General features: G+C 66.4%; 13 protein-coding genes. 4 read left to right on the forward strand and 9 right to left on the reverse strand.

All coding sequences use genetic code 11. The features are described 5' to 3' along the window. Positions 1–792 precede the first annotated feature (792 nt). Positions 793–2,010 (forward strand): bifunctional alpha/beta hydrolase/OsmC family protein, encoded by a 1,218-nt coding sequence (locus ACQR1L_RS32860; protein WP_434862057.1) that lies wholly within the window; start codon positions 793–795, stop codon positions 2,008–2,010. Positions 2,011–2,188: 178 nt separating this feature from the next. On the opposite strand, the gene ACQR1L_RS32865 is transcribed toward ACQR1L_RS32860, so the two are convergent. Beyond that, the gene (locus ACQR1L_RS32865) at positions 2,189–3,235 is read right to left on the reverse strand and encodes a YeeE/YedE family protein (protein ID WP_434862092.1); all 1,047 of its coding nucleotides are present in this window, start codon (positions 3,233–3,235) and stop codon (positions 2,189–2,191) included. A 242-nt stretch (positions 3,236–3,477) separates the two neighbouring features. Between ACQR1L_RS32865 and paaI the strand changes: the two genes are divergently transcribed. Further along, positions 3,478–3,939 carry a hydroxyphenylacetyl-CoA thioesterase PaaI gene (paaI, locus tag ACQR1L_RS32870; protein WP_434862058.1) on the forward strand — a complete coding sequence of 154 codons (462 nt, stop codon included), beginning with the start codon at positions 3,478–3,480 and terminating at the stop codon, positions 3,937–3,939. A gap of 20 nt (positions 3,940–3,959) precedes the next feature. Next, complete coding sequence (gene paaK, locus ACQR1L_RS32875) at positions 3,960–5,282, forward strand: phenylacetate--CoA ligase PaaK (RefSeq protein ID WP_434862059.1); 1,323 nt, start codon at positions 3,960–3,962, stop codon at positions 5,280–5,282. 252 nt (positions 5,283–5,534) lie between these two features. On the opposite strand, the gene paaE is transcribed toward paaK, so the two are convergent. The 8 genes from paaE to ACQR1L_RS32915 form a co-directional block, all read right to left on the reverse strand. After that, entirely contained in the window at positions 5,535–6,614 is a 1,080-nt protein-coding gene (paaE, locus tag ACQR1L_RS32880) for a 1,2-phenylacetyl-CoA epoxidase subunit PaaE (protein WP_434862060.1), read from the reverse strand. 108 nt (positions 6,615–6,722) lie between these two features. Further along, positions 6,723–7,226, reverse strand: a complete 504-nt coding sequence (gene paaD, locus ACQR1L_RS32885) for a 1,2-phenylacetyl-CoA epoxidase subunit PaaD (RefSeq protein ID WP_434862061.1) — start codon at positions 7,224–7,226, stop codon at positions 6,723–6,725. Then, positions 7,220–7,996: a 1,2-phenylacetyl-CoA epoxidase subunit PaaC gene (gene paaC, locus ACQR1L_RS32890; RefSeq protein WP_434862062.1), complete on the reverse strand. Its 777-nt coding sequence runs from the start codon at positions 7,994–7,996 to the stop codon at positions 7,220–7,222. Before paaC ends, paaD begins: the two co-directional genes overlap by 7 nt. Positions 7,997–8,129: 133 nt before the next feature. Beyond that, a complete protein-coding gene (paaB, locus tag ACQR1L_RS32895) occupies positions 8,130–8,417 on the reverse strand; it encodes a 1,2-phenylacetyl-CoA epoxidase subunit PaaB (protein ID WP_006613353.1) in 288 nt (95 codons plus the stop codon). Positions 8,418–8,432: 15 nt separating this feature from the next. Further along, on the reverse strand, positions 8,433–9,422 hold the full coding sequence (paaA, locus tag ACQR1L_RS32900) for a 1,2-phenylacetyl-CoA epoxidase subunit PaaA (protein ID WP_434862063.1): 990 nt from the start codon (positions 9,420–9,422) through the stop codon (positions 8,433–8,435). A 78-nt stretch (positions 9,423–9,500) separates the two neighbouring features. Next, positions 9,501–10,382, reverse strand: a complete 882-nt coding sequence (paaX, locus tag ACQR1L_RS32905; protein WP_434862093.1) for a phenylacetic acid degradation operon negative regulatory protein PaaX — start codon at positions 10,380–10,382, stop codon at positions 9,501–9,503. 93 nt (positions 10,383–10,475) lie between these two features. Next, complete coding sequence (locus tag ACQR1L_RS32910) at positions 10,476–10,952, reverse strand: phasin (protein ID WP_257169208.1); 477 nt, start codon at positions 10,950–10,952, stop codon at positions 10,476–10,478. Positions 10,953–11,090: 138 nt separating this feature from the next. After that, on the reverse strand, positions 11,091–11,909 hold the full coding sequence (locus ACQR1L_RS32915; protein ID WP_434862094.1) for a hypothetical protein: 819 nt from the start codon (positions 11,907–11,909) through the stop codon (positions 11,091–11,093). 144 nt (positions 11,910–12,053) lie between these two features. Between ACQR1L_RS32915 and ACQR1L_RS32920 the strand changes: the two genes are divergently transcribed. After that, positions 12,054–12,974: an alpha/beta fold hydrolase gene (locus ACQR1L_RS32920; protein ID WP_434862064.1), complete on the forward strand. Its 921-nt coding sequence runs from the start codon at positions 12,054–12,056 to the stop codon at positions 12,972–12,974. Positions 12,975–13,214: the final 240 nt, after the last annotated feature.

Below are 13,214 nucleotides of genomic sequence, written 5' to 3' on the forward strand. Positions count from 1 at the left end.
GGACAAGCCCGGCCATGACGATGCGGAGACAGGCGCGCGCAAGCCCTGCCCAAACTCCCTCTTGACCATTTCTGAAAATCGTGATTTACTCTCCGCCATCCCGCCTCGTTGCAGAGGGACGGATCGCGATCGTCACGGACGTGGAGCGCGGGATGCGGTGGGCGCGACGGGTCGCAGCGTGGGTCTCCATGCGGACGAACGGTCCGGTGCGCACGGCGAAATCGTGTGGTCTTGACGCCGCGGCGCTGGCGTCAAATCGCGGTGCCATGACGTGCATCGCGGTGACGGGGGCAAGACAGCCGTTCCCCGGAGAGAGCACGTATAAGCCGTTCCAACCATTGCGCAGGGAGGGCCGGGATGTCCTTTGGCCGAACCTGTGGTACCTGCCGCCTGCACTTTTTCCGCAGGCGGGCCATGGGGGCGGCAGGCTCCCGACCTTCCCTGCGCCCTCTCGCTTGTGAGAGGCGCGACGATCCGCACAACTCGGGCCGCGCAGGCCGCGAGACGGCATCATCATATCTGCGGTCGATGCAGATGCAGCACGGGGTGTCGTTACTGACGTCATCGCGTGATGGCGGAGCCCCTGGATCGCTTCGCTTGCGCTCGCGATGACGGAGTTTGTGGAGCACCCGCTGCCCGCCACGACCGTCATTGCGAGCGCAGCGAAGCAATCCAGGGGCCGCACGAAAGGTGCCGGTCGTTTCCGGGCACCGACACATGCAGGCCCGATCTGCTATATCAGGATGTGAGGCGTCATCGCCGCAAGTGGACAACACGAGGGGGGACCACATCATGCCGACCGAACGTTTCCAGTTTGACGGCGCAAGCGGCGACAAACTGTCCGCGGCCCTCGACATGCCCGACGGGTCGCCGCGCGCCTATGCGCTGTTCGCGCATTGCTTCTCCTGCGGCAAGGACACGCATGCGGCCCGACGCATCGCGATGGCGCTGACGGCGCATGGCATCGCGGTGCTGCGCTTCGACTTCACCGGCCTCGGCTCCAGCGAGGGCGATTTCGCCAACACGACGTTCTCCTCCAATGTCGCCGACCTCGTCCGCGCCGCCGATCATCTGCGCGAGACCCGGCAGGCGCCTTCGATCCTGATCGGCCACAGCCTGGGCGGCGCCGCGGTGCTGGCCGCCGCCAGCGACATCCCGGATGCGAAGGCCGTGGTGACGATCGCCGCTCCGTCCGATCCGGCGCATGTCACCGGCATGTTCAAGGACAGCCTCGAGGCGATCCGCAGCGACGGCTCGGCCGAGGTCTCGCTGGCGGGCCGTCCGTTCCGCATCAGCAGCTCGTTCCTCGACGACGTCGCCGAGCAGCGCCTGCTCGACAAGGTCAAGCATCTGCACAAGGCGCTCTTGGTGATGCACTCGCCCATCGATGACACCGTCGGGATCGACAATGCGACGCACATCTTCGTCGCCGCCAAGCATCCGAAGAGCTTCATCTCGCTCGATCACGCCGATCATCTGATCAGCAGCAAGACGGACGCCGCCTACATCGCCGAGGTGATCGCGAGCTGGGCGAGCCGCTATGTCGCGCCGGCAACACCTGAGCCCGCCGCCACAGATGGTCCGCGCGACGTCGTCGTGCGCGAGACCCGCTCCAGCAAGCTGCAGCAGAGCATCGCGCTCGGCCCGCATCATCTCACCGCCGACGAGCCAATCTCGGTCGGCGGCCAGGACAGCGGCCCCGGCCCCTACGATTTGCTGCTCGCCGCGCTCGGCGCCTGCACCTCGATGACGATGCGGCTCTATGCCGATCGCAAGTTCCTGCCGCTCGACCGCATCACCGTGACACTCCGCCACAGCAAGATTCATGCGGAGGACTGCGCGGAATGCGAGACCAAGGTCGGGCTGATCGATCAGCTCGAGCGCGAGATCCACATGGACGGCGCGCTCGATCCGGAGCAACGCAGGAAGCTGATGGAGATCGCCGACAAATGCCCGGTGCACCGGACGCTCACCTCGGAGATCCGCATCGTCACCCGCGCGGCGGAGTGAGCATTCGACCGCGTCCCACTCACCGTCATTCCGGGGCAAGGCCGCAAGGCCTTGAACCCGGAATCCCGAGATTGTCTTGCGTTCATGTCTGACCATCTCGAGATTCCGGTTCAATCGCCGCTGCGCGAGCGCGCATCGACGATTGCCCCGGAATGACGGTGGGGACGACGGAGTTGAACTAATGCGCCGGCTGCGGTTCGATCTTCAACGGCCTCACGCGCAGCGCCCCACGCAAGCCCACCGCCGTGCCGATGAAGATCCCGCCGATGGCGACGAACGACGGCAGCGCCAGCGTCGAGAGCCCGGTGAGCCCCTGCCCGACCGAGCAGCCCAGCGCCATCACGCCGCCGATGCCCATCAGCGCGGCACCGCCGGCCGAGCGCAGCATGTGCTGCGGCGAGTGAAAGCCTTCGAGCTTGAAGCGGCGCGTGACGAGTGCGGTCACGAAACTGCCGGCCAATACGCCGGCCACGGTGGCGATGCCGAAATTCACCGTCGAGCCGGTCGACAGCATGACATATTGCAGGGCATCGGCGATCGGCGCGACGAAGGTCAGGGATGCCACCGGCACAGGGTTGAAATCATCAGCGCCGAGATATCCGGTCGCAAACCAGCCGCCGGCGATCAGCAGACCGACGATGAGGCCCGCGAGCATCTGCCCCGGCGCGCGCCGGAACGGTGCATGCGCAAAGGCGAAGACGAGCAGCGCGCCACCGAGCGCGAGCGCCGGCAGCAGCCGCGCCGGTGCGCCGTGCAGGCCACCGATCGAGAGCAGCGCCGGCAGCGACGTCGCCGTCGCATTGGTCTGCGAGCCCTGCAGCAGCACAATACGCAGCGGCGCGATCAGGCCCTTCAGCGTCATCTCCGCCGCGATCGCCAGCACGGTGACAACGACGAAGGAGCGCAGATTGCCGCGTCCCAGCAGCACCAGCGCGCGCGAGCCGCAGCCATTGGCCAGCACCATGCCGTAGCCGAACAGCACGCCGCCGGCGAACATCAACGGCAGCGAGAACGTCGGCTGCAGATAGATCGACTTGCCGAGGTCGACGGCGCCATTGGCCGCGAGCAGCTGCGTGGCGACCACCGCGATGCCCATCGCCAGCGCGTAGGTGCGCACCAGCCGACCGTCGCCGTCCGCCCACCAGCCGCGCAGGCTGCTCATCATGCAGAAGCCGCTGAGCAGTCCGACCACGCCATAGACGAGGCCAATCCCGAGGCCGGCCATGATGGCCACATCAGCAGCTTCCGGCACGCGCGGGAGTCCTTCTGGTTGCGGAAAAAGGGCGGCGGCACACGGGCTGCGCAAGCTTCGCTTTCGCTTGACGCGCGCGGAATATTCGCCACGATATCGCGCTTAACTAGTTCAGAATGCTTGTTCCAACAAGCATCACCGGGAGAGAACGCCGTGGTTTCAGAAGCGCATCCTCATGCGCCGGTCTTGGCTTGCGCACGGCCGGAGGCCGGCCGATGAGCGGAGCGGCGCCCCTCTCCCCCGATGCCCTCGCCCGGGCCTGTGCAGACGCGATGTGGCAGGATGATCGCGCCAGCCAGGGGCTGGGCATGCAGATCGTCGAGATCGGTCCGGGCCGCGCGACCCTGCGGATGACGATCCAGCCGCACATGGTCAACGGCCATGGCATCGCCCATGGCGGCTTCATCTTCACGCTGGCGGATTCCGCCTTCGCGTTCGCCTGCAATTCCCACAATGACCGCACGGTGGCGGCGCAAGGCAGCATCAGCTTCATCCGCCCGGGCAAGCTCGGCGATGTCCTGACCGCCCACGCCCACGAAGTGTCGCGCAGCGGCCGCTCCGGCATCTACGACGTCCGCGTCACCGCGGGCGAGACCATCATCGCAGAATTCCGCGGCCATTCCCGCAGCATCGGCGGCACGCTGGTGCCGGCCGGCACGCAAGAGGCCGCAAGCTGATCCGCCGGAGGACCTGACCCATGACCAAGCATCAATCGGCCGGCAGCTACGTGCCCGAGATGGACGCGGCCGAGCGCGCCTCGCGCGACGAGATCATGGCGCTGCAGACCAGGCGCCTCGCCTGGTCACTGAAGCACGCCTATGACAACGTCGCCCATTACCGGCAGGCGTTCGACAAGGCCGGCGTGCATCCCTCGGACTTCCGCGAGCTCGCCGACCTCGCCAAATTTCCCTTCACGGTCAAGACCGACCTGCGCGACAACTATCCGTTCAACATGTTCGCCGTGCCGCGCGAGCAGCTGGTGCGCGTGCACGCCTCCTCCGGGACCACCGGCAAGCCGATCGTGGTCGGCTACACCAAGACGGACATCGCGACCTGGTCGGCCGTGATGGCGCGCTCGATCCGCGCCGCGGGCGGCCGCCGCGGCATGATCATCCACAATGCCTATGGCTATGGCCTGTTCACCGGCGGCCTCGGCGTCCACTACGGCGCCGAAGAGCTCGGCTGCACCGTGGTGCCGATCTCCGGCGGCATGACCGAGCGGCAGGTGCAGTTGATCAACGATTTCCGCCCCGAGATCATCACGGTGACGCCGAGCTACATGCTGGCGATCCTCGACGAGTTTAAGCGCCAGGGGCTCGATCCCAGGCAGAGCTCGCTCAAGATCGGCATCTTCGGCGCCGAGCCCTGGACCAACGCGATGCGCGCCGAGATCGAGGACGCCTTCGCGATGGACGCCACCGACATCTACGGCCTGTCCGAAGTGATCGGCCCCGGCGTCGCGCAGGAATGCCTGGAAACCAAGGACGGGCTGCACATCTGGGAGGATCATTTCTATCCGGAGATCGTCGATCCCGACACCGGCCGTGTGCTGCCCGACGGGGAGATGGGCGAGCTGGTGTTCACCTCGCTGACCAAGGAAGCCTTCCCCGTCATCCGCTACCGCACCCGCGACCTGACGCGGCTGCTGCCGGGCACGGCGCGACCGGGCATGCGGCGGATGGAAAAGGTCACCGGCCGCTCCGACGACATGATCATCCTGCGCGGCGTCAACCTGTTCCCGTCGCAGATCGAGGAGATCCTGCTGACCACCGAATGGTGTGGCGGCCATTTCCTGCTCGAGCTGACGCGCGAAGGCCGCATGGACGAGCTGACGATCTACGCGGAGTCGCGGCCGGAGCATTGGGACGAGACGGGCTTAAGCGAGCACGCGGAGCGGATCTCGATCCACATCAAGAACACGATCGGCGTGACGGCGAAGGTGAAGGCGGTGCCGCCCGATACGCTGGAGCGCTCGGCGGGCAAGGCGAAGCGGATCAAGGATAAGAGGCCGATGGAGTGATGGATCAGAGCGCCGCAGTCTCAACCCTCTCCATGAACACGCCCCTCTCGGCATGTTCATGGTCGGTGTGCAGTGCCGCCTGCTGTTGCCCCTCATGGTGAGGAGCGCCGCGCCGATCAGGCAGCCACTCTGCACAAGTGGTCGTGCGCGGCGCGTCTCGAACCATGAGGCCACAATCCGGGCCTCGCCCTTCGAGACGCCCGCCTCTGGCGGGCTCCTCAGGGTGAGGAGTATCAGTGGTGGCGCACCCTCTCACATATGATCGTAGTCCACCACCACCCGCTCCGTCACCGGCTTGGCCTGGCAGGTCAGCACGAAGCCGGCCTGCAATTCCCACGGCTCGAGCGAATAGTTCAGCTCCATCTCGGCCTTGCCCTCGGAGAGCTTGGCGCGGCAGGTGGAGCACATGCCGCCCTTGCAGGCGAACGGCAGATCGACGCCGGCGCGGAGCGCGGCGTCCAGGATGGCCTCGCCCTCGGCGACCGGGACCTCGCGGCGCTTGCCGTCGATGATCAGGGCGGCGATCGCCTTCGGCGGCGCCGAGTCGGGAACGATCAGCTTCGGCCGCGGCTTGCCGCCGGCGCCGGAGACGAAACGCTCGATGTGGACGCGGTCGTCGGCAATGCCGAGCGCGCGGCAGGCGGCCTCGATGCCCTCGCTCATGCCGGTGGGACCGCAGATGAAGACGTGATCGACGGTTTCGGCCGGCACCAGCGAGTGCAACAACAGGCGCACCTTCTCGCCGTCGAGACGGCCGTGCAGGATCGGCAGATCCTGTTCCTCGCCGGAGATGACGTGGAACACCGAGAAGCGGTTCAGGAAACGGTCCTTCAGCTCCTCGAGCTGCTCGCGAAACAGCATGCCCGCCGTGGTGCGGTTGCCGTAGAACAGGAAGAAGCGGCTGTCCGGCTCGCGCGCGAGCACGGCCTTCACGATCGACAGGATCGGCGTGATGCCCGATCCCGCCGCGAAGCCGACATGGGTCCGCGCCGCCGCCGGATCGAGCGCCACGCCAAAGCGGCCGGTCGGCGTCATCACGTCAATCTCGTCGCCGCGCTTCAACTCGTCGGTGACGAAGCTGGAGAACGCACCGCCATCGACGCGCTTCACGGCGATGCGGATCTCGTCGTCATCGGGGCCGGAGCAGATCGAATAGGAGCGACGAACCTCCTCGCCGCCGAGCGTGGTCTTCAGCGTGAGATATTGCCCGGGCGCGAACTGATAGTCCGTCGCCAGCTCATCAGGAATGGCGAAGGTCAGCGACACCGCATCCGGCGCCTCGCGGCGCAGGTCACGGACGGCGAGACGATGAAAGCGTGGCGTGGTCGACATCGAACCTATCCTCCCGTCATTGCGAGGAGCGAAGCGACAAAGCAATCCAGGGCTCCGGGCGTGCCCCTGGATCGCGTCGCTGCGCTCGCGATGACGGCTGTGGCTGCATCAGTGGCACTTGAAATAATCGAACGGCTCGCGGCACGATTTGCAGCGCCACAACGCCTTGCAGGACGTCGAGCCGAATTCGGCCAACTGCTCGGTATCGACCGAGCCGCATTGCGGGCAAGCCACCTCGGCGACGCCGAACAGCGCGCGGCGTCCGCTCGACGGCTGCGGCGGCGCGATGCCGTAGGCGCGCAGCTTGCGGCGGCCCTCCTCGCTCATCCAATCCGTCGTCCACGCCGGCGACAGCACAGTACGGACGCTGGCATCGCGAAAGCCGGCGCGCTCCAGCGCCAGCTCGATCTCCAGCGCGATCATGTTCATCGCCGGGCAGCCGGAATAGGTCGGCGTGATCGCGACCTCGACGCGATCGCCAACCACCTCGACCGCGCGCAGCACGCCGAGATCGTCGATCGTCAGCACCGGAATTTCCGGATCGGCCACCGCCGCCGCCGCCTCCCAGGCGCGCTGGCGCAGTTCGGCCGGGCTGGTGTCGGCGACTACCACGTCGCACCGGGGAAGCTGCGCTGCATGTATTGCAGCTCGCTGAGGAGATGGCCGAGATGCTCGCTGTGGCGGCCATCGCGGCCGCCCTGCTGCATCCAGTCGTTCTCGGGCAGCACGAGCGTCGCCTCGCGCGCGACATGCGAGACGATCGAGAGCCATTCCGGCAGCAGCATCGTCGGATCGATCGCGATGCCGGCATCGATCAGGCCGCGCTCGGTCTCATCGACGCTGAACATCTCGCCAGTATACGCCCAGAGATCGTCAACCGCTCCTTGCGCGCGGGCATGGCTCTCGTCGGTGCCATCGCCCAACCGGATCACCCATTCGCTGGCGTGGCGCAGATGATAGGCGAACTCCTTCTCCGACTTGGCGGCGATCGCCGCCAAGGTCGCATCGGTCGAGCCCATCATGCCGCGCCAATACAGATCGGCAAACGCGGCATAGAACAGCTGCCGCACCATCGTCTGCGCGAAATCACCGTTGGGCCGCTCGACCAGCAGCAGGTTGCGGTACTGCCTGACGTCGCGAAGATAAGCGAGCTTGTCCTCGTCATTGTCGCGGCCCTCGACCTTCGCCGCGTAGCCATAGAGCTCGCGCGCCTGGCCGATCAGATCGAGCGCCATGTTGGACAGCGCCATGTCCTCCTCGAGCATGGGCGCGTGGCCGCACCATTCGGACAGGCGATGGCCGAGGATCAGCGCATCATCGGCGCGACGCAAGGTGTAGAGCACCAGCGGCGTTTCGGAAACGGTGATCGAGGGTACGGTCATGGTTGAGATCCGGTCAGCTCGCTACGACCTCCGTCATTGCGAGCGCAGCGAAGCAATCCAGGAATACATCCGAGCAGGCAGTCTGGATTGCTTCGCTGCGCTCGCAATGACGACGGCTGGCAGCCGTGCGCACTCACATATGCCCGACTTCCTCGGGCACCTCATAGAACGTCGGATGACGATAGATCTTCGTCTCAGCCGGCTCGAACATCATGCCCTTGTCGGCGGGATCGGACGCGGTGATCGCGCTCGACGGCACCACCCAGATCGACAGACCTTCGCCGCGACGCGTGTAGAGGTCGCGCGCGGCCTGCAGCGCCATGGTGGCGTCGGGCGCATGCAGCGAGCCGCAATGCTTGTGCGCAAGCCCGTTGCGGCTGCGGATGAAGACCTCCCACAACGGCGTGTTTGGCGTCGCCATCTCGCTCTCCCTGTTCTATTCGGCGGCCTGCGCCATGTGGCGTCGCGCACGCTTCTCGGCATAGGCCGCGGCCGCCTCGCGCACCCATGCGCCGTCGGCATGCGCCTTACGGCGCGCCGCCAGCCGATCGCGATTGCACGGCCCGTTGCCGGCGAGCACCTGCTTGAACTCGTTCCAGTCGATCGGACCGTGCCGCCAGTGGCCCTGCTCGTCCTGCGTCATCTCAGGATCAGGCATCGTCAGCCCGAGATACTGCGCCTGCGGCACAGTGGCATCGATGAACTTCTGGCGCAGCTCGTCATTCGAGAAGCGCTTGATCTTCCATTTCGTCGACGTGTCGCTGTGCTGGCTCGCCTGATCCGGCGGACCGAACATCATCAGCACCGGCCACCACCAGCGGTTCAGCGCATCCTGCGCCATCGCCTTCTGCTCGGCCGTGCCGCGGCACAAGGTCAGCATGATCTCGTAGCCCTGGCGCTGGTGGAACGACTCCTCCTTGCAGACGCGGATCATCGCGCGCGCGTAAGGGCCGTAGGAGCAGCGGCAGAGCGGGATCTGGTTCATGATCGCGGCGCCGTCGACCAGCCAGCCGATCACGCCGATATCCGCCCAGGTCAGTGTCGGGTAGTTGAAGATCGAGGAGTACTTGGCCTTGCCGGCCAGCATCGCGTCGACCAGCTCCTCGCGGGAGGCGCCGAGCGTCTCTGCGGCGGCGTAGAGATAGAGCCCGTGGCCGCATTCGTCCTGGACCTTGGCGAGCAGCGCCGCCTTGCGGCGCAGGCTCGGCGCGCGCGTGATCCAGTTGCCCTCGGGCAGCATGCCGACGATTTCGGAATGGGCGTGCTGGGAGATCTGCCGGACCAGCGTCTTGCGATAGGCCGCCGGCATCCAGTCGTTGGGCTCGATGCGCTCCTCGGCATCAATGCGGGCCTGAAAGCGTTGGGCGCGCACGGCGTCCTCGGCGTGGCTGCCCTCCTCGGGCGAGTTAAGCGCCTGCGTATACATGCGGCGGCGTCCTCCCAGGACTTGGTTGCCGCCAACATATTACAAAATTTGAGCAATGCAATCGAATTCCGTAATATATCAACGCGCCTCATCCGTGTCGGTGAACCGCCGCGTCAGCGCCACATCCGCCGCCGGCAGCGACCCGTCCTCGTTGATCGCATGGGCATCAAGCCAGCGCTCGGCGCCGGGCAGCAGCAGCCGGTAGATTTCGCCGCACAGCGCCCGCGCCTGCCGCCCCGGCCAGTCCCCGGGCAGCAGTTCCGCCGGCAGCAGCGGATCGCGCAGCACGATGCGGCGGTAGTGGTGGATCAGCAGGATGCGGGCGGTGAAGGCCTGGCCATCCGAAAGCGCCTCGCCGCGCTCGATGCTGGCCTTGAGCGGCGCAAAGGAGGCGCTGAACTTGCGATAGGCTTCTGCCGTCCGTTCCAACGCCCAGCTCTCCGCCACCAGGCGCCGCGCCATCTCCGAGCCGGCGGACGCCTGCAGGCGGATCGCGCCCTCCACCGCGTCGGGCACGGCGATGCTCGATGGCGCCACGAACACGCCGGGCAGCGGACTGCCGAAGCCGGCGTCGCGCAGCGCGGTGCGCGCCTGCTCGCGGTCGTCGGCACTGCCAATCAGCACCAGCTCGAAGCTGCCGTTCCATTCGGCCGGCGGCGCATCGTAGATGTGCCGGGTGGCGCCGGCGAAGGTCTGCTCGCCGCGCCGGGTCAGGCGATAGAAGCTGTTGCGGCCGCTCTTCGTCCGCTCGAACCAGCCCTCCGCGGTCAGCCGCGACATCGCCGTGCGCACGACACTGCCGTCGATCGCGAGCCCCTCGAAGAAGGCGAGCAGGCTGCCCAGCCAGACGCTGCCGCCGCGCGGCACGATGGCGTCGCCGAACACGGTGATGATCAGCGAGCCCGTGCGCGACGGCTCGCTCTTCAGCTCGTTGACGATGCGGGACAGCGGCTGCGGCATGGCCATGGCTTTAGCCGGTTTCGCCTCACCACAAAAGAAAAGGCCCGCGAGAGGCGGGCCTTGAAGATCGTTCCACTGACGCGTGAGGCGCGATTAGGCGGTCTTGTTGTAGGCCTTGGCCATGTTTTCCTGGGCAACCTTGGCACCCTCGGTGACCAGCTTGCCGACATACTCGCTGGTCGACTTGGCGCGGGCGACGAGCGCCTCGCCGCGGGCACGGGCCAGCTCACCCTGGATCGCAACGGCTTCGCTGATCGACTTGGCCGATGCCAGCTTGTCAAGGCCGTCGAAGAACGCCTCGGTGTCCTGGTACAGCGCCTGCTGGATGTTGCGGCTGATCTTGCCGGCCTCGGTCACGCCGTCGAACACGGCGGTCTCGATCGCCGAGGTCACCTTCTCGGAGCCGGCGAGGGCCTCCGCAGCGCGCTCCTTGGCGGTCGACGCGGTCTTCTTGACGAACTCCCGCGCGGATTCCGGCACTTCCATCGTCTGCAGGTTCTTCAGCGCGTCCGTCATCGGCGCGAAGGCATCCTTGACGGTCTCGAACACTTTGTTGGTCTCGGTGGTCATGGTCGTCTCCATCCTCGTCTGAGCTATGGCTCTCGCTCCGTCCCTAAGAAAACCGGAGTAACTCAACCATACCACAAAAATGGTGCATCGCAACACTTATGTTGCAGTGCACCATTGCGGGAGGATAGGGAATGCGGCTCAGCCGCCGCCGTGCTTCTTGTTGCGCGACTTGCCGTGGCGAACCGGCTCGGCGGCTTTCGGGGCGGCTTCGGCCGACGCAGGAGCCTCGGTTTTAGGCGGAACCTCGGTCGGAGGCGGAACCTCAGTCGCTTCGGCCCCCTCCCCCGCATGCCGGGTCTGCTTCACCAGCACATCGAGCGCCGACCGGATCTCGCGCAACTCCACCTCGATCGAGGCAGCGGCCGCAGGTTCCTGCGCCGGCGCACCGTTCAGAAGTTGGTCGAGCAGCGCCTTGATCTCGCTCAACTGGGGCGTGAGATCGACGGGCGGTTTCACGTCCGGCCGAGGTGCCTTGGATGCGGCAACAAGCTCGCCCAGCAAAGCCTTGATCTCGTGGAGTTCGGGCGTGACGTCCACCGGCGCCGGGGCGACGGACGGCGGGACCTTGGACGTCGCGACCAGCACGTCGAGCAAACCCTTGATCTCGCTCAACTGCGGGGCGAGATCGGGGGCAGGCTTCACCGTCGGTGCCGGCACCTTGGTCGCGGCCAGCAACTCCTTCAGCAGCGCCCGCGTCTCCGCCAGCTCGCTCTCGATCGAGGTCAGCCGCTCGCTCAAGGCGGTGAGCTGGCCACGACTCGGCACATTCATGCCGGCAAAGTAGTTTTCCATCAGATCGGCCATGGGCTTCTGTCCGTTTCCAGAAGTTGCGGGATCATTGGAGGTGCCGGTCGCCGCGCCCATCGGACGCAATCGTGTGAAGGCCGTGAAGCTCTTCTGCATCTCACCGACCATCTGCTGCCAGAACGCGATCGGGTCGCCGGATTTGTTGGTCATCGGCACACTCCTTCAGGCCACGCGGAGACTCAAAGCACAACCTCTCATAGCACGGTTACGTTGCAATGCGGGAGACGCGGTCTGCTTCTCTCCCTCAGCGGAACCGTGGCATAGAAGACCCGTTGGCCCTGAAAGAGGATTCCTGTGACTATCACCGCTCATCAGCCGCCGCAGATCGCGCGCGCCAACGGTATCGACATCTGCTACGAAACCTTCGGCGATCCCACGGCGCCCCCGCTGCTGCTGATTATGGGCTTGGGCGGCCAGATGGTCATCTGGTACGACGAGTTCTGCGAACAGCTCGCAAACCGCGGTTTCCATGTCATCCGTTTCGACAATCGCGACGTCGGGCAATCCAGCAAGCTGCATGGCGGGCGTCGCCTGACTCCGTTCGAGCTGCTCAAGCTGCGCTTCTTCAACATCCCGGTGTCAGCGCCCTACAAGCTTCTCGACATGGCCAAGGACACGGCCGGGCTGATGGACGCGCTCGACATCAAGTCGGCGCATCTGGTCGGCGCGTCCATGGGCGGCATGATCGCGCAGGAGATCGCGATCAGCTTCCCGCATCGCGTGCGCTCGCTGACCTCGATCATGTCGACCACCGGCAATCCGCGCCTTCCACCGCCGACCCGCGAGGTCGCGATGCTGCTGATGGCGCCGCCGCCCCGGACGAAGGACGAATACATCAGGCGCTTCCTCAAGACCTGGAAGGTGCTGCGCGCCGGCTCGTTCCCCGAGGACGAGGCCCGCGACGTCGAGTTGGCGGAGCGCTGTTTCGCCCGTGGCCCCAGCCCCGCCGGCGTCGGCCGCCAGCTGCGCGCGATCCTCGCCTCCGGCAGCCGCAAGCCGCGGCTGCACAGCGTCACAGCGCCCACGCTGGTGATCCACGGCAGGGTCGATCCGCTGGTGCATCACACGGCGGGCAAGGACACCGCGGAGTCGGTTCCCAATGCCAGGCTGCTGATGATCGACCAGATGGGCCACGCCATCCCGACGCCGACATGGCCTCAGATTATCGATGCGATCACCGAACACGCACATGGCGCGAACGCGCAGGCGGCGTAGCATCAGCGCGAAGGGTCGTGGGGCTGCGCGAAGGGTCTGGGACAAGCTGCCCGCCAAGCGCTCAGCTGTCGTCCCGGCGAAAGCCGGGACCCATAGCCACCGGCGGTGGTGATTGCGACGCGCTGTGGCTCCAGCCCGCTTCGGAAATCAGGGACGGTGGCTCTGGATCCCGGATCGGTGCCCGCCGATGCGTTGCGTCGGCAGGCTTGTCCGGGATGACACCGGTTGTTTGGCTCGGCT

The organism is Bradyrhizobium sp. HKCCYLR20261 (genome assembly GCF_051168435.1).
Classification (GTDB): Bacteria; Pseudomonadota; Alphaproteobacteria; order Rhizobiales; family Xanthobacteraceae; genus Bradyrhizobium.

Bases quoted from the DNA above. Each gene is read 5' to 3' on its own strand.
- ACQR1L_RS32860 (WP_434862057.1), top strand. From the start codon at position 793: ATGCCGACCGAACGTTTCCAGTTTGACGGCGCAAGCGGCGACAAACTG.
- ACQR1L_RS32865 (WP_434862092.1), bottom strand. From the start codon at position 3,235: ATGGCCGGCCTCGGGATTGGCCTCGTCTATGGCGTGGTCGGACTGCTC.
- paaI (WP_434862058.1), top strand. From the start codon at position 3,478: ATGAGCGGAGCGGCGCCCCTCTCCCCCGATGCCCTCGCCCGGGCCTGT.
- paaK (WP_434862059.1), top strand. From the start codon at position 3,960: ATGACCAAGCATCAATCGGCCGGCAGCTACGTGCCCGAGATGGACGCG.
- paaE (WP_434862060.1), bottom strand. From the start codon at position 6,614: ATGTCGACCACGCCACGCTTTCATCGTCTCGCCGTCCGTGACCTGCGC.
- paaC (WP_434862062.1), bottom strand. From the start codon at position 7,996: ATGACCGTACCCTCGATCACCGTTTCCGAAACGCCGCTGGTGCTCTAC.
- paaB (WP_006613353.1), bottom strand. From the start codon at position 8,417: ATGGCGACGCCAAACACGCCGTTGTGGGAGGTCTTCATCCGCAGCCGC.
- paaA (WP_434862063.1), bottom strand. From the start codon at position 9,422: ATGTATACGCAGGCGCTTAACTCGCCCGAGGAGGGCAGCCACGCCGAG.
- paaX (WP_434862093.1), bottom strand. From the start codon at position 10,382: ATGCCGCAGCCGCTGTCCCGCATCGTCAACGAGCTGAAGAGCGAGCCG.
- ACQR1L_RS32910 (WP_257169208.1), bottom strand. From the start codon at position 10,952: ATGACCACCGAGACCAACAAAGTGTTCGAGACCGTCAAGGATGCCTTC.
- ACQR1L_RS32915 (WP_434862094.1), bottom strand. From the start codon at position 11,909: ATGACCAACAAATCCGGCGACCCGATCGCGTTCTGGCAGCAGATGGTC.